27 protein-coding genes and 1 other RNA gene are annotated in these 24,768 nt (G+C 66.4%); 18 read left to right on the top strand and 10 right to left on the bottom strand.

The annotated features are described in order from the left end of the window. The first annotated feature begins 19 nt into the window (after nucleotides 1-19). The 5 genes from HMPREF3113_RS01065 (at nucleotide 20) to HMPREF3113_RS01045 (ending at nucleotide 7,179) form a co-directional block, all read left to right on the top strand. A complete protein-coding gene (locus tag HMPREF3113_RS01065; protein WP_070427146.1) occupies nucleotides 20-1,231 on the top strand; it encodes an efflux RND transporter periplasmic adaptor subunit in 1,212 nt (403 codons plus the stop codon). A gap of 160 nt (nucleotides 1,232-1,391) precedes the next feature. After that, nucleotides 1,392-4,562, top strand: a complete 3,171-nt coding sequence (locus tag HMPREF3113_RS01060; protein WP_070470259.1) for an efflux RND transporter permease subunit — start codon at nucleotides 1,392-1,394, stop codon at nucleotides 4,560-4,562. A gap of 25 nt (nucleotides 4,563-4,587) precedes the next feature. Next, the gene (locus HMPREF3113_RS01055; protein WP_070470256.1) at nucleotides 4,588-5,325 is read left to right on the top strand and encodes an SDR family oxidoreductase; all 738 of its coding nucleotides are present in this window, start codon (nucleotides 4,588-4,590) and stop codon (nucleotides 5,323-5,325) included. After that, complete coding sequence (locus HMPREF3113_RS01050; RefSeq protein WP_070470253.1) at nucleotides 5,319-6,749, top strand: efflux transporter outer membrane subunit; 1,431 nt, start codon at nucleotides 5,319-5,321, stop codon at nucleotides 6,747-6,749. Before HMPREF3113_RS01055 ends, HMPREF3113_RS01050 begins: the two co-directional genes overlap by 7 nt. A gap of 208 nt (nucleotides 6,750-6,957) precedes the next feature. Beyond that, nucleotides 6,958-7,179, top strand: a complete 222-nt coding sequence (locus HMPREF3113_RS01045) for a hypothetical protein (RefSeq protein ID WP_083298671.1) — start codon at nucleotides 6,958-6,960, stop codon at nucleotides 7,177-7,179. Nucleotides 7,180-7,261: 82 nt separating this feature from the next. Here HMPREF3113_RS01045 and HMPREF3113_RS01040 read toward each other — a convergent pair whose 3' ends face one another. The 3 genes from HMPREF3113_RS01040 to HMPREF3113_RS01030 all read right to left on the bottom strand — a co-directional run bounded on the left by HMPREF3113_RS01040 (nucleotide 7,262) and on the right by HMPREF3113_RS01030 (nucleotide 9,369). Next, nucleotides 7,262-8,134, bottom strand: a complete 873-nt coding sequence (locus HMPREF3113_RS01040; RefSeq protein WP_070470248.1) for an endonuclease/exonuclease/phosphatase family protein — start codon at nucleotides 8,132-8,134, stop codon at nucleotides 7,262-7,264. Between the two features lie 100 nt (nucleotides 8,135-8,234). Beyond that, the gene (locus tag HMPREF3113_RS01035) at nucleotides 8,235-8,903 is read right to left on the bottom strand and encodes a hypothetical protein (protein ID WP_070470245.1); all 669 of its coding nucleotides are present in this window, start codon (nucleotides 8,901-8,903) and stop codon (nucleotides 8,235-8,237) included. A gap of 55 nt (nucleotides 8,904-8,958) precedes the next feature. Further along, nucleotides 8,959-9,369 carry a hypothetical protein gene (locus HMPREF3113_RS01030; protein WP_019183217.1) on the bottom strand — a complete coding sequence of 137 codons (411 nt, stop codon included), beginning with the start codon at nucleotides 9,367-9,369 and terminating at the stop codon, nucleotides 8,959-8,961. A gap of 272 nt (nucleotides 9,370-9,641) precedes the next feature. Here HMPREF3113_RS01030 and HMPREF3113_RS18715 point away from each other — a divergent pair, with 272 nt between their 5' ends. Beyond that, nucleotides 9,642-9,812, top strand: coding sequence for a hypothetical protein (locus tag HMPREF3113_RS18715; RefSeq protein ID WP_019183216.1), 171 nt, complete (start codon nucleotides 9,642-9,644; stop codon nucleotides 9,810-9,812). 129 nt (nucleotides 9,813-9,941) lie between these two features. Next, on the top strand, nucleotides 9,942-10,277 hold the full coding sequence (locus HMPREF3113_RS01025; RefSeq protein WP_070470243.1) for a hypothetical protein: 336 nt from the start codon (nucleotides 9,942-9,944) through the stop codon (nucleotides 10,275-10,277). Nucleotides 10,278-10,294: 17 nt separating this feature from the next. Here HMPREF3113_RS01025 and HMPREF3113_RS01020 read toward each other — a convergent pair whose 3' ends face one another. After that, entirely contained in the window at nucleotides 10,295-10,564 is a 270-nt protein-coding gene (locus HMPREF3113_RS01020) for a hypothetical protein (RefSeq protein ID WP_070470240.1), read from the bottom strand. A 210-nt stretch (nucleotides 10,565-10,774) separates the two neighbouring features. Here HMPREF3113_RS01020 and HMPREF3113_RS01015 point away from each other — a divergent pair, with 210 nt between their 5' ends. Genes HMPREF3113_RS01015 through HMPREF3113_RS18520 form a run of 4 tightly spaced genes read left to right on the top strand, consistent with a single transcriptional unit; the run spans nucleotide 10,775 to nucleotide 13,767 of the window. After that, nucleotides 10,775-12,280: an MFS transporter gene (locus tag HMPREF3113_RS01015; RefSeq protein WP_070470238.1), complete on the top strand. Its 1,506-nt coding sequence runs from the start codon at nucleotides 10,775-10,777 to the stop codon at nucleotides 12,278-12,280. 4 nt (nucleotides 12,281-12,284) lie between these two features. Continuing rightward, nucleotides 12,285-12,836 (top strand): TetR/AcrR family transcriptional regulator, encoded by a 552-nt coding sequence (locus HMPREF3113_RS01010; protein WP_019183212.1) that lies wholly within the window; start codon nucleotides 12,285-12,287, stop codon nucleotides 12,834-12,836. Between the two features lie 55 nt (nucleotides 12,837-12,891). Continuing rightward, nucleotides 12,892-13,203, top strand: coding sequence for a hypothetical protein (locus HMPREF3113_RS01005; protein ID WP_046272942.1), 312 nt, complete (start codon nucleotides 12,892-12,894; stop codon nucleotides 13,201-13,203). Nucleotides 13,204-13,227: 24 nt separating this feature from the next. Beyond that, a complete protein-coding gene (locus HMPREF3113_RS18520) occupies nucleotides 13,228-13,767 on the top strand; it encodes a hypothetical protein (RefSeq protein ID WP_139146271.1) in 540 nt (179 codons plus the stop codon). 277 nt (nucleotides 13,768-14,044) lie between these two features. Here HMPREF3113_RS18520 and ssrA read toward each other — a convergent pair. The 4 genes from ssrA to smpB form a co-directional block, all read right to left on the bottom strand. After that, nucleotides 14,045-14,447: a transfer-messenger RNA gene (gene ssrA / locus HMPREF3113_RS00995) on the bottom strand. A 107-nt stretch (nucleotides 14,448-14,554) separates the two neighbouring features. After that, nucleotides 14,555-14,908, bottom strand: coding sequence for a hypothetical protein (locus tag HMPREF3113_RS00990; RefSeq protein WP_019183168.1), 354 nt, complete (start codon nucleotides 14,906-14,908; stop codon nucleotides 14,555-14,557). 137 nt (nucleotides 14,909-15,045) lie between these two features. Further along, complete coding sequence (locus HMPREF3113_RS00985; RefSeq protein ID WP_070470233.1) at nucleotides 15,046-15,474, bottom strand: GNAT family N-acetyltransferase; 429 nt, start codon at nucleotides 15,472-15,474, stop codon at nucleotides 15,046-15,048. Beyond that, nucleotides 15,474-15,977 carry an SsrA-binding protein SmpB gene (gene smpB, locus HMPREF3113_RS00980; protein WP_019183166.1) on the bottom strand — a complete coding sequence of 168 codons (504 nt, stop codon included), beginning with the start codon at nucleotides 15,975-15,977 and terminating at the stop codon, nucleotides 15,474-15,476. Before smpB ends, HMPREF3113_RS00985 begins: the two co-directional genes overlap by 1 nt. Nucleotides 15,978-16,034: 57 nt before the next feature. Here smpB and HMPREF3113_RS00975 point away from each other — a divergent pair, with 57 nt between their 5' ends. Both HMPREF3113_RS00975 and HMPREF3113_RS00970 read left to right on the top strand, forming a co-directional pair. After that, a complete protein-coding gene (locus HMPREF3113_RS00975) occupies nucleotides 16,035-16,463 on the top strand; it encodes a type II toxin-antitoxin system RatA family toxin (RefSeq protein WP_026069778.1) in 429 nt (142 codons plus the stop codon). 3 nt (nucleotides 16,464-16,466) lie between these two features. After that, a complete protein-coding gene (locus HMPREF3113_RS00970) occupies nucleotides 16,467-16,727 on the top strand; it encodes an RnfH family protein (RefSeq protein ID WP_070470230.1) in 261 nt (86 codons plus the stop codon). Nucleotides 16,728-16,743: 16 nt separating this feature from the next. On the opposite strand, the gene bamE is transcribed toward HMPREF3113_RS00970, so the two are convergent. Next, entirely contained in the window at nucleotides 16,744-17,136 is a 393-nt protein-coding gene (bamE, locus tag HMPREF3113_RS00965; RefSeq protein ID WP_019183163.1) for an outer membrane protein assembly factor BamE, read from the bottom strand. A gap of 104 nt (nucleotides 17,137-17,240) precedes the next feature. Here bamE and fur point away from each other — a divergent pair, with 104 nt between their 5' ends. After that, nucleotides 17,241-17,648: a ferric iron uptake transcriptional regulator gene (gene fur / locus HMPREF3113_RS00960; RefSeq protein ID WP_070470227.1), complete on the top strand. Its 408-nt coding sequence runs from the start codon at nucleotides 17,241-17,243 to the stop codon at nucleotides 17,646-17,648. Between the two features lie 125 nt (nucleotides 17,649-17,773). Here fur and recN read toward each other — a convergent pair whose 3' ends face one another. Beyond that, nucleotides 17,774-19,435 (bottom strand): DNA repair protein RecN, encoded by a 1,662-nt coding sequence (gene recN, locus HMPREF3113_RS00955; protein ID WP_070470224.1) that lies wholly within the window; start codon nucleotides 19,433-19,435, stop codon nucleotides 17,774-17,776. Nucleotides 19,436-19,560: 125 nt separating this feature from the next. Between recN and hrcA the strand changes: the two genes are divergently transcribed. From hrcA to dnaJ, 4 genes are all read left to right on the top strand, one after another. Beyond that, nucleotides 19,561-20,628 (top strand): heat-inducible transcriptional repressor HrcA, encoded by a 1,068-nt coding sequence (gene hrcA / locus HMPREF3113_RS00950; protein WP_019183158.1) that lies wholly within the window; start codon nucleotides 19,561-19,563, stop codon nucleotides 20,626-20,628. A gap of 82 nt (nucleotides 20,629-20,710) precedes the next feature. Then, entirely contained in the window at nucleotides 20,711-21,226 is a 516-nt protein-coding gene (gene grpE / locus HMPREF3113_RS00945) for a nucleotide exchange factor GrpE (RefSeq protein ID WP_019183157.1), read from the top strand. A 175-nt stretch (nucleotides 21,227-21,401) separates the two neighbouring features. After that, a complete protein-coding gene (gene dnaK / locus HMPREF3113_RS00940) occupies nucleotides 21,402-23,330 on the top strand; it encodes a molecular chaperone DnaK (protein WP_019183156.1) in 1,929 nt (642 codons plus the stop codon). Between the two features lie 164 nt (nucleotides 23,331-23,494). Next, nucleotides 23,495-24,628: a molecular chaperone DnaJ gene (dnaJ, locus tag HMPREF3113_RS00935; protein WP_019183155.1), complete on the top strand. Its 1,134-nt coding sequence runs from the start codon at nucleotides 23,495-23,497 to the stop codon at nucleotides 24,626-24,628. Nucleotides 24,629-24,768 lie beyond the last annotated feature (140 nt).

The raw sequence follows: 24,768 nt of genomic DNA, 5'->3' as shown, positions 1-24,768 counted from the left end.
CTACGTACGGATGCATGTCATGACTTCCAACTCCTCCCCGCAACGTTTCACCCGACGGCTGGCCATGGCCGGCGTTTCGATCCTTGCCGCCGCGGTGCTGACCGCCTGCAGTGGCAGCCATGCTGAAGAAGCCGGCATGCCGCCGCCGCCGTCGGTCAGTGCCGCGCCGGTTCTGGTCAAGCAGGTCAGCCAGTGGGACGACTTCAGTGGCCGCGTCGAAGCGGTCGAAAGTGTTGAGCTGCGTCCGCGCGTCTCCGGCTACATCGACAAGGTCAACTATGTCGAAGGCCAGGAGGTCAAGAAGGGCGATGTGCTGTTCACCATCGACGCACGCAGCTACCGCGCCGAGCTGGACCGCGCCACCGCCGAGCTCAACCGCGCGCGCACCCAGGCCCAGGTGAGCCGCAGCGAAGCCGACCGTGCCCGTCGTCTGTCCGACCAGCAGGCCATCTCCACCGAGACCTGGGAACAGCGCCGTGCGGTGTCCGAGCAGGCCCTGGCGCAGGTGCAGGCCGCTCAGGCTGCCGTCGATGCGGCGCGCTTGAACATGGAGTTCACCCAGGTGCGCGCGCCGATCAACGGCCGCGCCGGTCGCGCGATGGTGACCGCAGGCAACCTCGTCACCGCCGGCGACAGCGCCAGCGTGCTGACCACGCTGGTCTCGCTGGACAAGGTCCATGTGTACTTCGATGCCGATGAAGGCACCTTCCTGCGTTACGCCCAGATGGCGCGCAAGGGTGAACGCCCGAGCGAACGCGACAGCGAACTGCCGGTGAAGGTGGGCCTGTCCGGTGAGAATGGTTTCCCGCATGAAGGCAAGGTCGACTTCCTGGACAACCAGGTGACCCGCAGCACCGGCACCATCCGCGTCCGCGCGCTGCTGGACAACGCCGACCGCGCGTTCACTCCGGGCCTGTTCGCCCGCGTGCAGCTGCTGGGCAGTGGCCAGTTCCAGGCCATGCTGATCGATGAAAAGGCCGTGCTGACCGACCAGGACCGCAAGTTCGTCTACGTGGTCGACAAGGACAACAAGGCACAGCGCCGCGATATCGAACTTGGCCGCAATGCCGACGGCCTGCGCATCGTCGAGCAGGGCCTGAAGGCCGGTGACCGCGTGATCGTCGATGGCGTGCAGAAAGTCTTCATGCCCGGCATGCCGGTCCAGGCCAAGGCCGTTGCGATGCAGCCGGTTGCCGCGCCGGTAGCCGCGCCGGCTGTTGCAAAGAATTGAAGGGCAGCCGACTGACCGTCGGTTCTACATAGCAGCCGACCAACGGTCGGCTCTACCGTGACTGCCATCGCCCCGTGCAGGGGAACCCGCCACCGCTGTCGCCTGCGACAGCGGCCGGGGTCGTGCACGCCGGCGCTGGTGAAACCCCAGGAATCCACCCATGGACTTTTCCCGTTTTTTCATTGACAGGCCGATCTTCGCGGCGGTGCTGTCGATCGTGATCTTCGCCGCTGGCCTGATCGCGATCCCGATGCTGCCGATCAGCGAGTACCCCGAAGTGGTGCCGCCCTCGGTGGTGGTGCGCACGGTGTACCCGGGCGCCAACCCGAAAGTGATCGCTGAAACGGTGGCCACGCCACTGGAAGAAGCGATCAACGGCGTCGAGGACATGATGTACATCAAGTCCGTCGCCGGCTCGGACGGCGTGCTGCAGATGACGGTGACCTTCCGCCCGGGTACCGATCCGGACGAAGCCGCGGTCAAGGTGCAGAACCGCGTCGCCCAGGCGCAGGCGCGCCTGCCCGAAGACGTGCGCCGCCAGGGTGTCTCCACCCAGAAGCAGTCGCCGACCTTCCTGATGGTGGTCCACCTGACCTCGCCGGACGGCAAGTACGATTCGCTGTACCTGCGCAACTACGCCCGCCTGCACGTCAAGGATGCCCTGGCACGCCTGCAGGGCGTGGGCGATGCGCAGATGTTCGGCGGCGGCGACTACGCCATGCGTGCGTGGCTGGACCCGGACAAGATCGCCGCGCGCGGCCTGACCGCCAGCGATGTGGTGCGTGCGATGCGCGAGCAGAACGTGCAGGTCTCGGCCGGCCAGCTCGGTGCCGAGCCGATGCCCAGCAGCGACTTCCTGACCCTGATCAATGCGCAGGGTCGCCTGCGCAGCGAACAGGAATTCCGCGATATCGTGCTCAAGGCCGGTGACGACGGTGAAGTGGTGCGCCTGTCCGATGTCGCCCGCCTGGAGCTGGGCGCCGGTGACTACACGCTGCGCTCGCAGCTGGACGGCAAGAACGCGGTCGGTATCGGTATCTTCCAGGCCCCCGGAGCGAACGCGCTGGAAATCCGCGACTCGGTCATCCACACCATGGATGAGCTGACCAAGCAGTTCCCGCCGGGCGTGAAGTACGAAGCGGTGTATGACACCACCATCTTCGTGCGCGATTCGGTCAAGGCCGTGGTCTCCACGCTGCTCGAGGCGATCGCCCTGGTGGTGCTGGTGGTGATCCTGTTCCTGCAGACCTGGCGTGCCTCGATCATTCCGCTGATCGCCGTGCCGGTGTCGATCGTGGGTACCTTCGCGGCGCTGTACGTACTCGGCTTCTCGATCAACACCCTGACCCTGTTCGGGCTGGTGCTGGCGATCGGCATCGTGGTCGATGACGCGATCGTGGTGGTGGAGAACGTCGAACGCAACATCGAAGAAGGCCTGACTCCGCTGGCCGCCGCCCACCAGGCAATGCGTGAAGTGTCCGGCCCGATCGTGGCGATCGCGCTGGTGCTGTGTGCCGTGTTCGTGCCGATGGCGTTCCTGTCCGGTGTGACCGGTGCGTTCTACAAGCAGTTCGCCGTCACCATCGCGATTTCGACCGTGATCTCGGCGATCAACTCGTTGACCTTGTCGCCGGCCCTGGCCGCACGCCTGCTCAAGCCGCACGGCGCGCCGAAGGATGGCCTCACCCGCCTGATCGACCGTCTGTTCGGATGGATCTTCCGTCCGTTCAACCGCTTCTTCAAGACCAGTTCGGAGAAGTACCACGGTTCGGTTGGCCGCCTGCTGGGCCGTCGTGGCCTGGTGTTCGTGGTCTACGCCGGCCTGCTGCTGGCCACCGGCCTGATGTTCAAGGCGGTGCCGGCCGGCTTCATTCCGACCCAGGACAAGCTGTACCTGATTGCCGGCGTGAAGCTGCCGGAAGGCTCCTCGATCGCACGTACCGACGCCATGCTGGCCAAGGTCGCCGAGATCGCGCGCAATACCGATGGCGTGGCGCACACGATCCAGTTCCCGGGTCTGAACGCGCTGCAGTTCACCAACACGCCCAACACCGGTGTCGCGTTCGTTCCGCTCAAGCCGTTCAGTGAGCGCAAGGGCCGCACCGCCGCGCAGATCAATGCCGAGATCAACGCCAAGATCGCCGGGCTGCAGGAGGGCTTTGCGTTCTCCATGATGCCGCCGCCGATCCTCGGCCTGGGCAACGGCAACGGCTACCAGATGTTCATCCAGGACCGCGGCAATCTCGGCTATGGCGCACTGCAGACGGCGGTGAGCACGATGCAGGGTGCCGTCGCGCAGACGCCGGGCATGGCGTTCCCGATCACCAGCTACCAGGCCAACGTGCCGCAGCTGGATGCCGAAGTAGACCGCGTCAAGGCCAAGGCCCAGGGCGTCGAGCTGACCGAATTGTTCGACACGCTGCAGACCTACCTGGGCTCGGCGTACGTCAACGACTTCAACCAGTTCGGTCGTACCTGGCAGGTGATCGCCCAAGCCGACGGCCAGTTCCGTGACAGCGTGGAAGACATCGGTCGCCTGCGTACCCGCAACAACCGTGGCGAGATGGTGCCGATCGGCTCGATGGTCACCGTGAAGCAGACCTACGGCCCGGACCCGGTGCTGCGCTTCAACGGTTACCCGGCGGCCGATCTGGCCGGCGAAGCCGACCCGCGCATGCTGTCCTCGGCCGAGGCCATGACCAAGCTGACCGAAATCGCCGGCAAGGTACTCCCGGTCGGCATGCAGACCGAATGGACCGACCTGAGCTACCAGCAGGCCACCCAGGGCAAGGCCGCCTTCATCGTGTTCCCGGTGGCGATCCTGCTGGCCTTCCTGGTGCTGGCCGCGCTGTATGAAAGCTGGTCGTTGCCGCTGGCGGTGATCCTGATTGTCCCCATGACCCTGCTGTCGGCGTTGTTCGGCGTATGGATGACCGGTGGCGACAACAACGTGTTCGTGCAGGTCGGCCTGGTGGTGCTGATGGGCCTGGCCTGCAAGAACGCCATCCTGATCGTCGAGTTCGCCCGCGAACTGGAGATGGGCGGCAAGGGCATCGTGGAGGCTGCACTGGAAGCGTGCCGCCTGCGTCTGCGCCCGATCGTGATGACCTCCATCGCGTTCATCGCCGGCACCATCCCGCTGGTGATCTCGCATGGCGCCGGTGCGGAAGTCCGCTCGGTCACCGGTATCACGGTGTTCGCCGGCATGCTGGGCGTCACCCTGTTCGGCCTGTTCCTGACCCCGGTGTTCTACGTGGCCCTGCGCAAGTTCGTCAGCCGTAACGGCGGCGGGCAGCTGGTGACCCACGGCGAACCGACCATCCACCACTGATTCCTTCCCCCGCGAGGTTTTTCACATGAATACCGCTACCCAAAAGATCGCCCTGGTCACCGGTGCCACCCGCGGCATCGGCCTGGAAACCGTCCGTCAGCTGGCCCAGGCCGGCGTGCACACGCTGCTGGCTGGGCGCAAGCGCGACGTCGCCGTGGCCGAGGCGCTGAAGCTGCAGGCCGAGGGCCTGCCGGTGGAAGCGATCCAGCTCGACGTAGGCGATGCCGCCAGCATCGCCGCCGCCGTGCAGACCGTGACCGAGCGTCACGGCCGCCTGGACATCCTGGTCAACAACGCCGGCATCCTGCTCGACGACCCCAAGCTGGCGCCGTCGGCGCAGACCCTGCAGACCTGGCGCGATACCTTCGACACCAACGTATTCGCCGTGATCGCCGTTACCCAAGCCTTCCTGCCCCTGCTCAACGCCTCGCCGGCTGGCCGCATCGTCAACGTCTCCAGCATCCTGGGCTCGCTGACCCTGCACAGCCAGCCGGGCTCGCCGATCTACGGCTTCGCGGTGCCCGCCTACAACGCCTCCAAGAGTGCGGTGAATGCGTGGACCGTACAGCTCGCCTACGAGCTGCGCGACAGCACCACCAAGGTCAATACCGTGCACCCCGGTTACGTCAAGACCGACATGAACGGCGGTGAGGGCGAGATCGACATCAGCGAAGGCGCACGCTCCAGCGTCGGCATGGCGCTGATCGATGCCGATGGCCCCAACGGCAGCTTCACCTACCTCGGCGAGGTGCTGCCATGGTGATCCGCCTGTTGACCGTGGCCGTGACCAGCGCGCTGCTGGCCGGCTGCGTCAGCGTCGGCCCCAACTACCAGGCGCCACCGGCCGAGCCGGTGACCCTGCAGGGCGCCGCCGCGCCGGTGTTCACCACCACCTCGCCGGTGGCGAGCTGGTGGGCCCAGTTCGACGATCCGGTGCTGGAGCAGCTGGTGCATGAAGCACTGGGCACCAACCTGGACCTGCGCATCGCGATGTCGCGGGTGCGCGAGGCCCGCGCGGTGTTCGTCGAGCAGCGCCTGGACCAGTTGCCGCACGTCACCAGCGGCGGCAGCTATGACCGCCGCAAGCAGCCCGATGCCACGGTGGGTGATGAGCGCGTCTTCAGCGAGACCTACCAGCTCGGCTTCGATGCCGGCTGGGAGCTGGATCTGTTCGGTCGCCAACGCCGTGCCGCCGAAGCGGCGCGCGCGGACCTGGGCGCCGAGCAGGACAACCTCGCCGACGCGCAGGTCACCGTCGCCGCCGAAGTAGCCCGTAACTACTTCGAGCTGCGCGGTACCCAGAAGCGCATCGCGGTGGCCAAGCGCACCCTGGTCAATCTGCGCGACACCCAGAAGCTCACCGAGACCCGCTGGGAACTGGGCGCCGGCAGCGAGCTGGACGTGCAGAGCAGCCGTGCGCGCCTGAAGGCGATCGAGGCCGACATCCCGCTGCTGGAAGTCGCCGAAGTGCAGTCGCGTCATCGCCTGGCCGTCCTGCTGGGGCAGCGTCCGGATGCACTGGACAGCCTGCTGCAGCCGCGCGAGATGCGGCCGTACGCCAAGGCGTTGCCGTTGGGTGACACCACCGATCTGCTGCGTCAGCGCGCCGATGTGCGCGTGGCCGAGCGTCGGCTGGCGGCGGCCACCGCGCGCGTTGGCGTTGCCACCGCGGACCTGTTCCCGCGGATCAGCCTGAGTGGGTTCGTCGGCTTCCTGTCCGGTGATGCCAGCGGGTTGGTCAACGGCAACAACAAGGCGTGGTCGGTGACCCCGTCGATCAGCTGGGCTGCCTTCGATTTCGGCACGGTCAAAGCCCGTCTGCGCGCCAGCAAGGCGCAGGCCGACGGTGCCGCCGCCGAGTATGAGAAGGCGGTGCTGCTGGCGCTGGAAGACACCGAGAACGCGCTGACGCGGTACGCCAAGCAGCAGGCCCGCCTGGCGATCGTCGCCGAGCAGGCCCAGGCGGCGGGTCGCGCGGAGGAACTGGCGCAGATCCGCTTCCGCGAGGGGTCGGAAGACTTCCTGACCCTGCTCGATGCACAACGCACCCAGCTGGCCGCGGACGATGCACTGGCCGAGGCCGAATCCACGGTCAACGTCAGTGTGGTGGGGGTGTACAAGGCCTTGGGTGGCTGGGGCCAGCAGCAGGATGCAGCCAACACCCCGGTGGCGGTGACGCAGCGCTGACCGGCCGCAGGTCGCAGGGGCGGCGAAGGCGCCGTCCCTGCAAGAATGGCAACAGCCGTCACATCCGCTGCGCAGGGCGTCGCGGTTGACGGCTTTGCCTCTGCACGGTGCCAATGCACGATGCTACAAGCGTGGGTTGTTCTCTGGAGTGGCCCGCATGCAACCCAATCAGTGGCGTCCTGTCCGTCCGCGTGTGCAGGAGCCGGGCATGGGATCCGGCGCGGGGCTTTCGCGCGGTGTCATCGCGCTGCTGGTCGCCGCGATCATCGTGGTCGCCATCGGATTCGCCCGCTTGACCGAAGGCCTGTTCGAGATCGGCCTGATCGCCACCGGTATGTTCATCGCCATCGGCGCGCGGATCTGCCAGGCACGCGAGCAGCATCAGGCGCTGTACCAGCTGCTGCAGCAGATCGATGAGCGGCAGCCGTGATCGGCGGCGGGAAAGCGCAGGGCCGCAGGGCGGCCATGCGCAAGCCGATGGACGGTGCTATGACCGCCCATCGCGCATCTGCTTACCGGACCGTCGGCGTCGATGCGGGGAACCGCAGCTCGGCCTGGACCGGGTAGTGGTCCGAAGGCAGCACGCCACCGGGTTTCTGGTCCAGCGTGCTGAAACGGTCCACGCTGAAACCGCGTACCAGGATCCAGTCCAGTTCCACCGTCGGTTTGCCGGTGAAATCGTGGAAGGTCAGGCGCGGGCCTTCGACCTTGCCGGCGAGTTCGCGGGCATCGCCCAACGCGGCAGTGAAGGCCTTGTAGGTGTCGCTGCCGGGTTCACTGTTGAAATCGCCGGTGACCACGACCGGGATGTCCTTGGGCAGCGTCGCCAGCCGCGAGACGATCAGCTTCGCACCGAGCTCGCGGCGCGGCTCATCTTCCTCGCGGTAGGGCAGGTGGGTGTTGAACAGGTAGAAGCGTTGGCCGTCGGCCTGACGCTGGAACAGCGCCCAGGTCACCATGCGCGGGAACAGGTTGCCCCAGGTGATGCTGCCCGGCACATCCGGCGTATCGGAGAGCCAGAAGTCGCCCGATTCGAGCACCTTCAAGCGCGCGCTGTCGTACAGCACGCCCATGTGTTCGTCGGCGTTGCCGCCGCGGCGGTCCCTGCCGAACAGGGTGTAGCCGGGCAGGTGCGCGACCAGGTACTCGCCCTGTTTCCGCACCAGCTCCTGGGTGCCGATCACCTCGGGTTTCTGTTCGCGGATCAGCGTGACCATCGCATCGCGGCGGTCTTCCCAGCGCTTGCCGGGGTCAGTATCGGCCGGCGTGCGCACGTTGAACGACATGACTTTCAACGCGTCCGGTGCCTGCGCCCAGGCGCTGCCCAGCGGGGCGGCAAACATCATCAGGGCCAGCAGCGCGGGCCGGTGGAAACGAAACAGCATGTGGAATCCCTCCATTCCATGAAAACGTTCCCAAAGGGTCGCACGGAAGGGCGGGGAGAGGATATGCGCGACATGGCGGTTGGGCGGGGCGCCGGTCGGATCAATTCGACAGCAGGATCACCCCGATCGTGAGGTTGATGAGCGATCCCAGCACCAGCACCCATACCGTGGAGAGGATCGTGTTCAACCAGGAGCGTTGAAGCGCGACCTTCAGCCACCCGGCCTGGACCATCGCATACCACAGCGCGGCGATCACCCCCACCGCAGTGCCGAGCACGGTCGACAGCTCGCCGGGCAGCCGTACGAACACCATGCTGGTGGACAATGTCACCGCGAACGGGGCGGTCAGGTAGCACTGCATGAAAAACGGTCGGCGCAGCGACTCCCGGGTCATCGGCACATGCTTGCGCCGCAGCAGGTGCGTGGTGGTCACCAGCGGCCAGATGGCGAAGGTGATCGAGCGGTACAGCAGCAGGCTTTCCTCATTGCCGAAAATCGAACGCGACAGTGCACCGGTGCCGACCACCTGCTGGTGCAGCATCAGCTCCACCCCGTGAGCGACCAGCACCGACAGCATCAGGAACATCGGCGGGCTGATCGCATCGTCGAACTGGCGGTCCAGCTTTTCCTTCAGCTCGGTATCCACGTACTGGGCCATCCGCCGCGGATGCACCACCACGCGGTACAGCGTGCGCGGGAAGAACAGAAACCAGGTGCACAGCTCGTAGAGAAACTCTTCCAGCGACCGCAGCAGTTTGAGGAAGTCCATCCCGGGCCCCTTGCGTGGACGAAACCGACACCCCCGAGGATACCCGGGGCTGGCCTCAGCGGATGGCGACGGTCAGGCTGTGCGGTGCCTTCTCACCCCGGCGCGCCTGCGCACGCATCTGGTAGACCTGCACCACATAGGTGCCGGTGGACGGCAGGGTGCCGCTCCAGCGCCGGGTCTCGTCGTTGCTGCCCAGGGCCTCGCCCTGGCCGGGCGTTACGCCGGGCGCGAATACATTGAAATTGGCATTGGGGCTGCCGTCGATCGTGACCGCCATGGTCTGGCCGGCACGCGCGGCGATCGTGTAGCGGACGGTGTCATAACCGGACAACGTCCCACGCAGAGTGGCGCTGCTGGCGCCCTTGGTGAAGTGCACGGGGGTGGTGGTGACCTTGTCCGCCGCGGTGGCCAGCATCGGCGTCAGGGCGAGCAGGGCGGTCAACAGCAGCGAGCGGAGCGGCGTCATGGCACATCCTCGGTGGGGGCCCGGCAAGGGCCTTTCGTCGCGAGCATGAGCGCGCGCCCATCAAGGGACTGTCGATGCGCTGCAGATCAGCGCTACCGGGCAGTGAACGCACTGTGCTCTCTCGGTGTCGTTTTCCAGTGCGTTCTGAATTGTTTACGCAGGTGCCCGGCGCGTGCAGGGCGCGCCGCCCGCCACGCACACATGGGTAACGCGGGCAGGCCTAGCGTGGTTTCACCGGCACCACTTCGATGCCGAACACCGGAGATACGGCAATGGCCAACACCCCGAACCCGCAGCAGGGTCAGAACGATCCGCAGCGCAACACCCCGCAGCAGGGCCAGCAGGATCAGCAGGATCAGCGCGACCGTGACGCCCAGAAGCAGCAGCAACAGCAGGATCAGCAGGGCCAGCGGTCGGGCCAGCAGAGCGACCAGGAAGAATAAGGCCAGGCATGACGCACCGAGGGCCCGGCCGATCTGGCCGGGCCTTTGTGCGTCATGGGCAATCACAACGCTTCAGCCATCGCCAGTCGCCGTCGGGCACCGCAGCGGCTTACCGGCTACCATGCCCGCATGAGCATTCCTCTTCCCGACAGCAGCGTGCCACGCCTGCTGGGATTCGACGTCCCGACCCTGCAGACCATCGTCGACCATGGTGCGGACGAGGCGATCGTCGCGATGTTGGATGTCTCCCCCGATGCCCACTGGTTGAAGCTGTTCGACGAACGCGTCGCCGCGCTCAAGGGCGAGCTCGGCCTGGCCGGGGTCGAACTGGACGGCACCTCGATCCTGTTCTTCGGCTCCATCGCCGACAGCCGCCGCCTGGCGACGGCCGTGTCGGCCCTGATCAATGCGATCAACATGGAAGTGGCCGGGCGCAACGCGCCTTTCCAGCCGACCGCACCGTAACCCAGCCGGCACGGCGCTCAGGAATCGATCCGGGAGGCACGCAGCCGGAGGACCTCGCTTCGTCCCGGCTCGGCAACGCCATGGGGCGACGGGCAGCTGCCGCGTATTTCGGTAACCCACATCACCATCATGCCGACGATGCGGGTGGCATCGCCCGGCCACTGCGCTACCAGCCGGTCGTGGATACCGTCGTACACCGCCCATCGCTCGGCCGCCGACCGGCCGCGCGTCCAGCACTGCTCCAACTCGGCGTGTGCCTGCCGAAATGCCTCTTTCTGTCCGTCCATAGTGATCCCCGACACCGTGCATACCGGGCAGGCGTACCTGCGCGGGTGAGCCCCCCTGCCATGTGACCAACGCCAGTCGCCACGCAGACCGGCCACGCCCGCGGTTGCGCACGGCAGTGCCTGCCGCAGGCTGAACCCACCGGGGGTGCGTCGTCATAACCAAACAGGACGTCCTGTATAGTTACTGCCCGCCCGAAACGTTCGCTCCCCATGACCCCCACCAAGACCCAGCGCTGGAGCCTGTTGCTCACCGTGGCCGCCGGCCTGCTGCTGATCACGCTCGACAACTCGGTGCTGTACACCGCCTTGCCCACCCTGACCGCCGAACTCGGCGCCACGTCGCTGCAGGGGCTGTGGATCATCAACGCCTATCCGCTGGTCATGGCCGGCCTGCTGCTCGGCGCAGGCACCCTCGGCGACCGGCTGGGGCACCGCCGTATGTTCCTGATCGGCCTGGTGATCTTCGGCATCGCCTCGCTGCTGGCTGCGTTCGCGCCGGACGCCAACCTGCTCATCGGCGCCCGCGCGCTGCTCGCGGTGGGTGCCGCGGCGATGATGCCGGCCACCCTGGCGCTGATCAGCCTGACCTTCGCGGATGAGCGCGAGCGCAATCTGGCGATCGCGGTCTGGGGCTGCATTTCCATCATTGGCAGCGCGATCGGCCCGATCGTCGGCGGCGTGCTGCTGGCCCATTTCTGGTGGGGTTCGGTGTTCCTGATCAACGTGCCGATCGTGCTGCTGGCGATGGTTGGCGCCGTGCTGTTCGCGCCGCACGGCACGCCCGATGCGAGCAAGCCGTGGGACCTGATTTCCTCGCTGTTGAGTCTGGTCGCGTTGTCCGGCCTGGTGGTGGCGATCAAGGAAATCGCGCATGCGCCGCCGAACGGGCCACTGGCCGCGGGCGCGGCGCTGGTCTTCGTCGTGGGTCTGGTGCTGTTCCTGCGTCGCCAGCGTCGCCTGCCGTATCCCATGCTTGACGTGGCGATCTTCCGCAATGCGCCGTTCCTGGCCGGTGTGCTCTCGGCGGCCTTCGCGATGTTCGCCATCGCCGGCCTGCAGCTGCTGACCACCCAGCGCTTCCAGCTGGTCGCCGATTACACACCGCTGCAGGCCGGTCTGCTGGTGTCGGTGGTCGCGCTCGGCTGCCTGCCCAGCGCGATCTTCGGCGGCGCGTTCCTGCACCGCGTCGGGCTGTTGCCGCTGATCACCGGTGGGCTCGGCGTGGGTACCGCCGGCGTGCTGCTGGTCGCGGTGACCTTCGGTAGCGACCTGGGCTGGACCATTACCGGGTTGCTGCTCACCGGGCTCGGCATGGGCGCGACCATTTCGGTCGCTTCCACGGCCATCATCGGCAACGTGCCGCCGCACCGCGCCGGCATGGCGTCCTCGGTGGAGGAGGTGTCCTACGAGTTCGGCAGCCTGTTCGCGGTCTCGCTGCTGGGCAGCCTGATTGCCGCGCTGTACTCGGCAACCGTGTCGCTTCCGGACGGCGTGGACGCCGCTGCGGGTGAGAGCATCCAGCAGGCGTTCGCTCTGGCCGCGCAGCCCGGTGCCGATGCAGGGTGGCTCGGTGCTGCCGCCAGCGCCTACGACGCCAGCTATGTTTGGGTACTGTATGTGATCGCCGCCGTGCTCCTGGTCGGCACCGTCGTCACCGGCATTCTGCTGCGCCGTCACGGCTCCGGCAGCGCCACCACTGTCTCCCACGCCCACTGACTCCATGCGCCCGAGCAACCGAACCAACATCCTTGATGCCGCCGTCCGCGTGATCGAACGCGACGGCATCACCGCGCTCACCTTCGAGGCGGTCGCCACCGAATCCGGCATCGCCAGGGGAGGGCTGCTGTACCACTTCCCCTCGCGCGACGCGCTGCTCCAGGGCATCCATCAGCACCTGGCCGGCGTGTGGGAGGCGAGCTTGATCGAGGTGGCCGGCAAGCCGGCCGAGGCCGCCGATGCCACCGAGCGCTACCAGGCCTACGCACTGACCTGTGCGCAGACCGCTACGCGCGCCGAACTCCAGCTGATGTTCGACGCGGCGGCGACGGACGAGAACGTGCAGCCCTGGGCGACCGTGGCCGAGCGCTGGTCGCCGCCGACCCCGCAGGACCTGAGCGACCCGGCCGCGCTGGACCTGTTCATCGCCAAGCTCGCCGCCGACGGCATGTGGGTGTTCGAAGCGCTGTCGCGCTCGCGCCTGCCGCCGGAGGTGGGGCAGGCCATCGCCGACCGGCTGGCGCAGATGATTGCCGCCGCTTCAAACACAGCGTGATTTCCGTCATGCGGGTAACCTTGGCGGTTCACTTCTTGAATGACGGGGCCGCCTGATGGATTACCAGCTTGTGATCAAGTTCTGGCGCAAGTCGCTGGACGATGAGGCATTCCTGGCGACGCTGGAGGCCGAGCTGACCGCCGCGCTCGGCAAGGCCGCGACGCTGGACGGCTATGACGTCAGCGCGAAAGAGATCAACCTTTTCATGTTCACTGCGGATCCGCGGCCGACGTTCCGGAAGACCAAGGATGTGCTGGAGGCGATGGGCGTGCTGCACAGTGTTTCGGCAGCATACCGGCTGGTGGGTGGCGCGCAGTTCACGTCGGTCTGGCCACTGCGGATGGCGCGGAAATTTACCTTGCCGTGAGGCACAAAAAGGTGGGGACCTTCGATGTCTGCACTCGCTGGCCAGCAGCATTGCCGTCGCGTCATCCCGCTCGGCAGCCAGCCACGCCCTGAATCAGAGAAGTCCCGCGCCGCTTCAAAGGTCATGACAAACCCAACTGCGGACGCGTACGCGGTCACGTTGGCGAGGTCACGGCAGGATCAGCAACCCAGCCACATGCTTCACGGTGCTAGGATCAAATCGCCGAGCAAAAATCGGCAATTTCTCAATAAAGGATCTATTGTGAAGCTCTTCAGTGCGATGCTTGCATTAACGGCTGCGGCGGTTGCAACGCCTGCTTTTGCGGCTCAGCCGGTGCACTGCCCCACCTGCGTGACCGATGAGGACTTCCGCCAGCGCGCAATCCTCGAAGAAGCGGTAACGAAGGCTGGCGGGACATATTGGGTCTATAACCTGCCCGCGGGCACGGTCCAGAAATGGTACATCCCGCCCTCCGAGGGCGAAGAGGAGGCGGCGGTACGCCGCGATCCGTCTGGAACAGCGCGGCAACTGCCGCAGCGCCACGAGGCCAGCAGCAGCCCGTAGAGGCTCATGCGCAGGCCGAGGTCCAGAAGGGTCAGGTGCCACCACCGACCATCAACAGGATGAGATCTCCAGGTAGAGACCGCCGCGGTCGAACAGGTTCGGGGTCTTCTCGGCCGGGTTGGCGCGCCGCAAGGCAAGATGGGTGAGCGGGGGCATCGCCCCCACGGTCTCACGAGCTGCAACGCACGGGGCCTGACGATGCCGGAAATAAAAAAGCCCGGGAACCCCCGTTGTATAAGGGTTCCCGGGCTTCTTGGGATTCTTTCGAACCCCTCATTGGTGGAGGTGGGCGGAATTGAACCGCCGTCCGAAGGCACTCCATCCCCGGTACTACATGCTTAGCTCACCGTTGGATCTCATCCTGTGGCAGCACGGTGTGCAAAGCGCACCCCAGGACCAGCCTGCTTTAGTTAAGTCGTGACTGACAGGCAGCCATCACAACCGGTTCCGTGATAATGACCCTACATCTACGAGCACGGGCACAAGTAGGTTCGGGGGTTCGCCTAAGGCGGCTGTAGAACTAAACGCTAAAGCTGTTTTTAGGCAGCGATTGCGAAGTCGTTCGAACCGTAGTTGTCGTCGTTGGCAACTAAAAGTTTGCTGCTGGATTAACGAGGAAAGCTGCCCCCTCGGCATGCACCAAGTAACTTCACAACCCCCGTCGAAACCAATGCACCCCCGGTTTCTTCAAGAACCGCACTTCATCCGGAAAACAGCGCCGGACGTCTACTTGACGGAATGGATGCTACTCCAATCCGGCTGAACAGTCACCTTGCCGGTCTGCCGCTTACTTCTGCAGCTGGCGGCGGCTGTCGGCCTTGTGGCGGGCCTTTTCCTTCTTCAGGCGGTTGTGCTCGTTGCGCACGGCCATCGCCTGCTTCTTGGCCTGCGGCTCGACCCGGGCCATCAGCGATTCCACCTGGGCGACCAGCCGGCGGTGCTCCAGGGTGTCGTAGCTCTGCGTTTCCGAGGCAACGCGCTTGGCGTTGCGGATCAGGTAGGTCAGCACCTTGAGCAGCGCGGCCGGGTCCATCGCGCGGGCGAGTTCGTCAAAGATGAACTCCAGCGCGGCCACGTCGGCGCGCAGGGTGGTCAGTTCGTCCGCCGCCAGTGCGGGTGCCGGGGTAGTTTCAAGTGTCACGCGCGGATCCTTTCCGTATCAATGCGGGGATTCTGACAGCTGCGCGGGGCTGGCGGGGAAAGATCGCTGTCCTGCCGGGGCCGCGGGGTCAGGTCGGCCTTGGCGATACGTGGCGCTGGCAGCGCCCGGGCAGGGCGTTACAGCGGCTTGCGCAGGTACAGGCGATGGTGCCCGGGCGGGAAGTCCTGCAGCCGGCCGAACACCTCATAGCCCTGCTTGAGGTAGAAGCCCTCGGCCTGCCAGGAGAAGGTATCCAGCGTCACCGCGTGTGCGCCGAGCGTGCGGGCCTGCTGCTCGGCATCGGCCAGCAGCGCCTGGCCCAACCCCTGGCCACGCTGGCTGGCGTCCACCCACAACGCATGCACCATCAGCCAGCCACCGCAGACGTCGGCGGCGATCCCGGCCACTACCCGGCCGGTGGCATCGTGGATCACCCGGTTGACCGGCTGATCGTCCAACGCATCGCCACTGGCGGCCTGGTTGAAAGCCAACAGGCCGGCGAACACCGCGCGGGTGTCTTCGGCGCTGGCTGGCGTGATCGCAGGCGCCGGCGACACCGGGGCCATCACGCGTCGCGGTTGTGTCGGCGCATGGTGCGCGACTTCTCGCGCGCCCAGTCGCGGTCCTTCTCCGCATCGCGCTTGTCGTGGGTCTGCTTGCCCTTGGCCAGCGCGATCTCGAGCTTGATCTTGTTCTTGCTCCAGTACATCGCGGTGGGCACGATCGTGTAGCCGTCGCGCTGCACCTTGCCGATCAGCTTGTCGATCTCGTTGCGATGCAGGAGCAGCTTGCGGTCCCGGCGGTCGTTGGCCACCACATGGGTGGAGGCCTGGATCAACGGGGTGATCTGCGCACCGATCAGATAGATCTCGCCATCACGCACGTAGGCGTAAGCATCGATGATGTTGCCGCGCCCGGCGCGGATCGACTTGACCTCCCAGCCCTGCAGGGCCAGGCCGGCTTCGAAGCGATCTTCGATGTGGTACTCGTGCCGGGCACGCTTGTTGAGTGCGATGGTTTTGTTGGCCGTCGCGCCCTTTGCTTTATCCTTGCCGCTGTTCTTGCTCATTTCCCTATTGTCTCCGATTCGGGCACGCCCGGTCGATTCATCAGACATCTGTATCGCATGCCAACTATCCGCCGTAGTGCCCTGGTCGAACATTCGGCTGCCCGCATGTTCGACCTGGTCAATGATATTGACGCCTATCCGCGCCGCTTCCGCTGGTGCTCGGCCTCGCAGATCCTGGAGTCCGGCCCGGACCGCCTGGTCGCGCGCCTGGATCTGGGCTTCGGTTCGTTCTCCACCTGGTTCATGACCGAGAACACGCTGCAACGCCCGCACAGCATCGATATGCAGCTCAAGGACGGGCCGTTCAAGCGCCTGCACGGTCGCTGGGAATTCCACGCGCTGGCCGAAGATGCCTGCAAGGTCACGCTGACGCTGGAGTTCGAGCCGACCTCACGTCTGCTCGGTCCGGCTCTCGCGCTGGGCTTCCAGGGCCTGGCCGACCGGATGGTCAATGATTTCGTCCGCGTCGCCGACGCCCAGGACTGAGCCGTGATCACGGTCGAGGTGGTGCTGGCTTGGCCCGATCGGGCCGCCTCGAAGGTGCTGACCCTCGCCGAGGGCACCACCGTCACCGAGGCCATCGCGCTGGCCGGCATCGAGGGCAGCGACCAGTGCCCGGCCGTGGCCGTGCATGGCCTGCTGGCCAAGCCGGATCAGGTGCTGCGCGAGGGCGACCGGGTCGAGCTGCTGCGTCCGCTGCTGGCCGACCCGAAAGACAACCGCCGCCGACGCGCCCGCGCCGGCAGCTGAGTGAAGAACGCGGGCCTCAGCGGCCGCGCTTCTTCTTGTCCTTGGGCAGGTTGCGGCCGAACTGGCGCAGCGTGCTGCGGGCCAGCTGGGCGTCGTCGCTGGCGAAGTACTCGCCGTCCCAGCGGGTGACCGCGTCGTTTTCGAAGTAGACGGTGAAGTTCTTCACTTCGGTCTTGCCGACCCGGTTCACGCGCTGGCTGGCGGTGTAATCCCAGCGCTGGGCATGGAACGGGTCCGGGATGGAGGGCGTGCCAAGCAGGGCGTTGACCTGCTGCTTGCTCTGGCCCACCTGCAGCTGACCGACGGCCTGCTCCCGGATCAGGTTGCCCTGATAGATGGGTTGCTTGTAAATGATGCCGCAGCCCGTGGTGGACAGGGCAACGGCGGCGACCAGCAGGAGATTGCGCATCGGGGAATGGCGTTTGGGGAAATCGAGTCGATGATACACTCCCGACGTGTCGCCGCGACCCAATCCGAGGCAGCTGGCGCTAAATCGCCAATGAACGGAGAACTATGGAAACCCACGACCTGCGCAAAGTCGGCCTCAAGGTGACCCACCCGCGTATGCGGATCCTGGCGCTGCTCGAGCAGCGCAATGCCAGCCACCACATGACCGCCGAAGACATCTACCGCCAGCTGCTGGAGCACGGTGATGAGATCGGCCTGGCCACGGTGTACCGGGTGCTGACCCAGTTCGAGGCCGCCGGCCTGGTGCTGAAGCACAATTTCGAAGGCGGCCAAGCCGTCTACGAGCTGGATCGCGGTGGTCACCACGACCACATGGTCGATGTGGACAGCGGCAAGATCATCGAATTTGAAAGCCACGAGATCGAAGAGCTGCAGCGCAAGATCGCGGCCGACCATGGCTACGAGCTGGAAGAGCACTCGCTGGTGCTCTACGTGCGCAAGAAGCGCCGGTAACGGGCCGCTGGCGGCCCGGATGCGATCAAAAAACCCCGGGCATGCCCGGGGTTTTTGCTTTCAGCGCCAGGCGCCGGATCCGGCGGGGAGCCGGCCAGCGGCCGGCACTACCCATCACGTGGCCCTCAGACCTGCAGCAGCTTGCGCGCCGCAGCCCGGGCTTCCTTGCTGACTTCCACGCCGCCCAGCATCCTGGCCAGCTCTTCCTCGCGGGCCTTGGTATCCAGCTTCTCGACCGCACTCTGGGTCATGCCGTCCACCGGGGCCTTGCTGACCCGGTAGTGGGCGTGGCCCTTGGAGGCGACCTGGGGCAGGTGGGTGACGCACAGCACCTGACGCTTCTCGCCCAAGGCGCGCAGCTTCTGCCCGACGATGTCGGCCACGGCGCCGCCGATGCCTGAATCGACTTCGTCGAAGACCATGGTCGGCACGGCATCCAGGCCCAAGGCGGCGACTTCGATCGCCAGCGAGATGCGGGACAGTTCACCGCCCGAGGCCACCTTGCGCAGGGCGCGCGGCGGCTGGCCGGCGTTGGCGGCAACGAGAAACTCGACCCGCTCGGCCCCGTTCGGGTCCGGCTTGACCACGCTCTGCGGCTCGATATCGATCAGGAACTGACCGCCGCCCATGCCCAGCTCGCCGATCAGGGTGGTGGTGGTGTCCGACAGGGCCTTGGCAGCCTTCCGGCGGCTGGCGCTGAGCACCTCGGCCACGGTCTTCCACTGGCCGGCGGCACGGTCGATCTCGCCGGCCAGGGTCTGCAGGCGCTCGTCGGCACCGCGCAGCTGCTCGACTTCGGCCTCCATGGCATCGCGGTGCTCGCCCAGCGCTTCCATCGGCACGCGGTGCTTGCGGGCGAGGTCGTGCAGGCGGCCCAGGCGTCGCTCGATGTCCTCGAACTGCTCGGGGTCGGCATCCAGGTCGTCGTGGACGCGATCAAGCAGGGACAGCGCTTCGTCCAGCTGGATGGCGGCGCTGTCGAGCAGGGCATCGACCTCGCCGAGCCGGCTGTCGTGCTCGGCCACGCGGGCCAGATCATGCCGGGTCTGCTGCAGCAGCTGCAGCACCGAGACCTCGTCATCGCCGTTGAGGCGGCTGACGGCCACGTCGCAGGCGCCGATCAGCGCGCTGGCATGGGCCTGGCGGCGGTGGCTGCTGCCCAGGGTGGCGATCGAGGCCGGGTCCAGATCCTCACGCTTGAGTTCGCTCAGCTGGTGCTCCAGGTAACCGATCCGATCGCTGACATCGCCCTGGCGCGACAGCGCCTCGGCTTCGTCCACCAGCGCCTGCCAGCGTGCCGCGGTCTGGCGGACCTGGGCGCGCTCGGCGTCGTTGCGGGCGAAGGCGTCCAGCAGCGAGAGCTGCGAGGGGCGCGAGAGCAGGGCCTGCTGTTCGTGCTGGCCGTGGATCTCCACCAGCATGCCGGCCAGCTCGGTCAGCTGGGTCAGCGTCACCGGGCGGCCGTTGATGAAGGCGCGCGAACCGCCATCGGCGCGGATCACCCGTCGCAGTTGGCACTGTTCTTCGTCGTCCAGCTCGTTGTCGCGCAGCCACTGGCGGGCCGGCGCATCGGCCGGCGGCGCGAATTCGGCCGAGAGCTCGGCGCGGGCGGCGCCGTGGCGGACCACGCCGCTGTCGGCGCGCAGCCCGGACAGGAAGCCCAGCGCGTCCACCATCAGCGACTTGCCCGCGCCGGTTTCACCCGAGACCACGGTCATGCCGGCGCCGAATTCCAGCTCGGTGGCGCGGACGACCGCGAAATCCTTGATCGATAGATGTCTAAGCATGGTCTACGTTGTACACGAGGGGCGTCTCCAAGCCGCGCAAGCTAGCATGGGCGGGGGGCGTCTCCAATGACTTGCCAACGCCCCGTGCAGCCATTATCTAAGTGGGCGTCTCACAGGCTGATTCCATGCACCCTTCCGCGTCCCATCTCGCCCCGCGTGCCCGCCATCTGCTGCGGACGCTGATCGCGCGCCACATCCAGGATGGCGAGCCGGTCGGCTCGCAGACGCTTGCCCGGCATGCCGGCCTGGATGTCAGCCCGGCCACCATCCGCAACATCCTGGGCGACCTGGAAGACCTCGGCCTGCTCAGCTCGCCGCATACCTCGGCCGGCCGCGTGCCGACCGCGCACGGTTACCGGGTGTTCGTGGACAGCCTGGTCAAGATGCAGCCGCCGGGGGAGGGTGAGCTCAGCCGCCTGCGCACCGAGCTGGCCACCGGCACCGGCACCCAGGCCCTGCTCGGCAGTGCCTCGGAGCTGCTCTCGGCGATGAGCCATTTCGTCGGGGTGGTCAGCGCCCCGCGCCGGGAACAGTTCGCGTTCCGGCACATCGACTTCGTGGCGCTGGACGCGCGTCGGGTGCTGGCGATCCTGGTGTTTGCCGACAACGAAGTGCAGAACCGGGTGATCGAGCCGCGCCGCAGCTTCGATCCGGGCGAGCTGGAGCAGGTCGCCAACTACCTCAACGCCAACTGCGCCGGGCGGCCGCTGGCCGAGATCCGGGCCCGGCTGCTGCTGGAGCTGCGCGATGCGCAGTCGGAGATGGAGCAGCTGCTGGCGCACAGCATCGAGCTGGCCGAGCAGGCGATGGTGCCGCCGGCCGATGACATGGTGCTGGCCGGGCAGACCCGGCTGATGGGTGTGCAGGACCTGTCCGACCTGGAGCGCCTGCGCGAGCTGTTCGATGTGTTCGCCAGCAAGCGCGAGATCCTCCAGCTGCTCGAACGCACCATCCAGGCCCCGGGAGTGCGCATCTTCATTGGCGAGGAGACCGGGGTGATGCCGCTGGAAAGCGTCTCGCTGGTCACCGCCCCGTATTCGGCCGATGGCCAGGTGCTGGGCGTGCTGGGGGTGATCGGCCCCAAGCGGATGGCCTACGACCGGATGATTCCGCTGGTGGAAGCCACCGCCCAGGTGCTGGGCGCTGCGCTGGGCTCGCCCGGTGGCGGCGGATTGTCCCGCGATCGCGCATAAAGCGGCCTTGGACTCTTGAATCCCGTAGCCGCGCCCACATAGGGGTGGGTGGAGGCGGAGAGTCACCGCCAAGGATCCGGAAATGAACCAAGATCAGTCAGATATCGCATCCCAGAATCCCGCCGGCGAGCCGGCCGCGGAGCCGTCCCTGCAGCAGCAGCTGGACAGCCTGCACAACGAGTTGGCGCTGCTGCGCTCGGAGTCGCTGCGCGAGCGCGCCGACCTGGACAACCAGCGCAAGCGCGTGGCCCGCGACGTCGAGCAGGCGCGCCGCTTCGCCAACGAAAAGCTGCTCGGCGAGCTGCTGCCGGTCTTCGACAGCCTCGATGCCGGCCTCAATGCCGCCGGCAGTGACCCGAGCCCGCTGCGCGAAGGTCTCGAACTGACCTACAAGCAGCTGCTCAAGGTCGCCGCCGACAACGGCCTGACCCTGCTCGACCCGACCGGGCAGACCTTTAACCCGGACCACCACCAGGCCATCAGCCAGGTCGACGCGCCCGGCGCGGCGCCGGGCAGCGTGGTCCAGGTGTTCCAGAAGGGCTACCTGCTCAACGACCGCCTGCTGCGTCCGGCGCTGGTCGTGGTGGCCCGCGACTGATCCGCAGGCCGGTGAGCCGGGCGTTGCCCGGCTGCTCGACCGGACGCTGAACGCGTTGGGTCGCCATCGAACACTGTGTTTGATGGACGGCTTGAAAGTGTCTCCAGCGTCCCACACATCCCATTCATAACCCGGCAACTGCCGGATGTACCCAGAACTTTCAGGAGTCTCCCTCATGGGCAAGATCATTGGTATCGACCTCGGCACCACCAACTCGTGTGTGGCGATCATGGACGGCGGCAAGGCCCGCGTCATCGAAAACGCGGAAGGCGATCGCACCACGCCTTCCATCGTCGCCTACACCAAGGACGGCGAAGTCCTGGTCGGCGCCTCGGCCAAGCGCCAGGCCGTGACCAACCCCAAGAACACCTTCTACGCTGTCAAGCGCCTGATCGGCCGCAAGTTCACCGACGCTGAAGTCCAGAAGGACATCGCGCACGTGCCCTACGGCATCCTGGCCCATGACAACGGCGACGCCTGGGTGCAGACCAGCGACGGCAAGAAGATGGCCCCGCAGGAAATCTCCGCCCGCGTGCTGGAGAAGATGAAGAAGACCGCCGAAGCGTTCCTGGGTGAGACCGTCACCGAGGCCGTGATCACCGTGCCGGCCTACTTCAACGACAGCCAGCGCCAGGCCACCAAGGACGCAGGCCGCATCGCCGGTCTGGAAGTCAAGCGCATCATCAACGAGCCGACCGCTGCTGCCTTGGCCTATGGCCTGGACAAGGGTGACGGCCGTGACCGCAAGATCGTTGTGTACGATCTGGGCGGCGGCACCTTCGACGTGTCGATCATCGAGATCGCCAACGTGGACGGTGAGAAGCAGTTCGAAGTGCTGGCCACCAACGGTGACACTTTCCTGGGCGGCGAAGATTTCGACAACCGCGTCATCGAGTACCTCGTCGACGAGTTCAACAAGGACCAGGGCATCGACCTGCGCAAGGATCCGCTTGCCCTGCAGCGGCTGAAGGACGCCGCCGAGCGCGCCAAGATCGAGCTGTCCACCAGCCAGCAGACCGAAGTGAACCTGCCGTACGTCACCGCTGACGCGTCGGGCCCGAAGCACCTGAACATCAAGCTGACCCGCGCCAAGCTGGAAGCGCTGGTGGAAGACCTGATCAAGAAGTCGATCGAGCCGTGCCGCATCGCGCTGAACGATGCCGGCCTGCGTTCGAGCGACATCGGTGAAGTGATCCTGGTCGGCGGTCAGACCCGCATGCCGAAGGTGCAGCAGGCCGTGACCGAGTTCTTCGGCAAGGAACCGCGCAAGGACGTCAACCCGGATGAGGCCGTGGCACTGGGTGCTGCGATCCAGGGCGGCGTGCTGGGCGGCGACGTCAAGGACGTGCTGCTGCTGGACGTGACCCCGCTGTCGCTGGGCATCGAAACCCTGGGTGGCGTGTTCACCAAGATCATCGAGAAGAACACCACCATCCCGACCAAGGCCTCGCAGGTGTTCTCCACCGCCGAGGACAACCAGTCGGCCGTGACCGTGCACGTGCTGCAGGGTGAGCGCGAGCAGGCCCGCTTCAACAAGTCGCTGGCCAAGTTCGACCTCTCCGGCATCGAGCCGTCGCCGCGCGGCCTGCCGCAGGTGGAAGTGTCCTTCGACATCGACGCCAACGGCATCCTGCACGTGTCGGCCAAGGACAAGAAGACCAACAAGGAACAGAAGGTCGAGATCAAGGCCGGTTCGGGCCTGTCCGAGGACGAGATCGCACGCATGGTCGCCGACGCGGAAGCCAACCGCGAAGAAGACAAGAAGTTCCACGAGCTGGTCCAGGCTCGCAACCAGGCTGACGCGCTGATCCACGGTACCCGTACCGCGATCACCGAGCACGGCAGCAAGGTCGGCGGCGATGTGATCGGCAAGGTGGAGTCGGCCCTGGCCGATCTGGAAACCGCGATGAAGAGCGACGACAAGGCCCAGATCGAAGCCAAGTCGAAGGTGCTGGAAGAAGCCGGCCAGGCGCTGTTTGCTGCCTCCGCAGCGGCAGAGCAGGGCGGCGCGGCGCCGGGCCCGGATGCCGGTGCCAACAACGGCGCGCACGACGATGTGGTCGACGCCGAGTTCACTGAAGTCAAGGACGACAAGAAGTCCTGATCCGGACTCGACACGGGACGTTGCGCAGGCAGCGTCCCGTTGTCATATCCCCCTTCTGGTCCTGACAGCCGTTTCCCGGCCTGTCGGGGCGCCCGGCGAAAGAGCGGACCTGGTGCCGCTCTTCCGCTTTGACGAATCCCGACTTCCGGAACCCGATTCAAGTTATGAGCAAGCGCGATTACTACGAAGTGCTGAGCGTGTCCCGCACCGCCAGCGACGAAGAACTGAAGAAGGCCTATCGCCGTTGCGCGATGAAATACCATCCGGACCGCAATCCGGGTGACAGCGAGGCCGAAGCGTCCTTCAAGGAATGCAAGGAAGCCTACGAAACCCTGTCCGACAGCAACAAGCGCCGCATGTACGACGCCCACGGCCACGCCGCGTTCGAGCACGGCATGGGCGGCGGTGGCGGCCCGGGTGGCCCGGACATGGGCGATATCTTCGGGGACATCTTCGGCAACATCTTCGGCGGTGGCGCCGGCGGTGGTGGTCCGCGCCAGGCCCGTCGCGGTGCCGACATCGGTTACGTGATGGAGCTGGACCTGGAAGAGGCGGTGATGGGCGTGGAGCGCCGCATCGAGATTCCGAGTCTGGTCGAATGCGATGACTGCAATGCCAGCGGTTCGGAAGATGGCAAGGTCGAGACCTGCTCGGTCTGCCGTGGCCAGGGCCAGGTGCGCATCCAGCGCGGCATCTTCGCGATGCAGCAGGCCTGCCACCACTGCAACGGCCGTGGCCAGATCATCCAGAACCCCTGCAAGACCTGTCACGGCAATGGCCGTGTCGAGGAAGACAAGGTGTTGTCGGTCAAGGTGCCTGCGGGCGTCGATACCGGCGACCGCATCCGTCTGTCCGGTGAAGGCGAGGCCGGTCCGGCTGGCACCCCGGCGGGCGATCTGTACGTGGAAGTGCGGGTGCGCGAGCACGCGATCTTCCAGCGCGACGGCGACGACCTGCACTGCGAAGTGCCGATCCGCATCTCGCAGGCCGCGCTGGGCGATACCGTACGCGTGGCGACCCTCGGCGGCTATGCGGAAATCCGCATTCCGGCCGAAACCCAGACCGGCAAGCTGTTCCGCATGCGTGGCAAGGGCGTGCGTTCGGTGCGCAGCCGCAGCGAAGGCGACCTGTACTGCCGCGTGGTGGTGGAGACCCCGGTCAACCTCACCCCGGAGCAGCGCAAGCTGCTGGAGCAGTTCGAGACCACCTTCACCGGCGAGGAAGCGCGCAAGCATTCGCCCAAGTCGGCGACATTCATCGATGGCGTGAAGGGCTTCTGGGATCGCATGACGTCGTAAGCGTCACAGGTTCCTGTGAACTACCGAAGGCCCCCTGGAAGCAGGGGGCTTTTTTGTGCGCGCAGACCGGGGGTAGAGCCACCCCATGGGTGGCTGCACGCGGTGCCGGGTGGATCGACAGCCACCCATGGGGTGGCTCT

It is taken from the genome of Stenotrophomonas sp. HMSC10F06 (genome assembly GCF_001807865.1).
GTDB classification, from domain to species: domain Bacteria; phylum Pseudomonadota; class Gammaproteobacteria; order Xanthomonadales; family Xanthomonadaceae; genus Stenotrophomonas; species Stenotrophomonas bentonitica_A.
The sequence above is the reverse complement of the archived record's forward strand: the minus strand, read 5'-3'. Positions and strand labels throughout refer to the sequence as shown.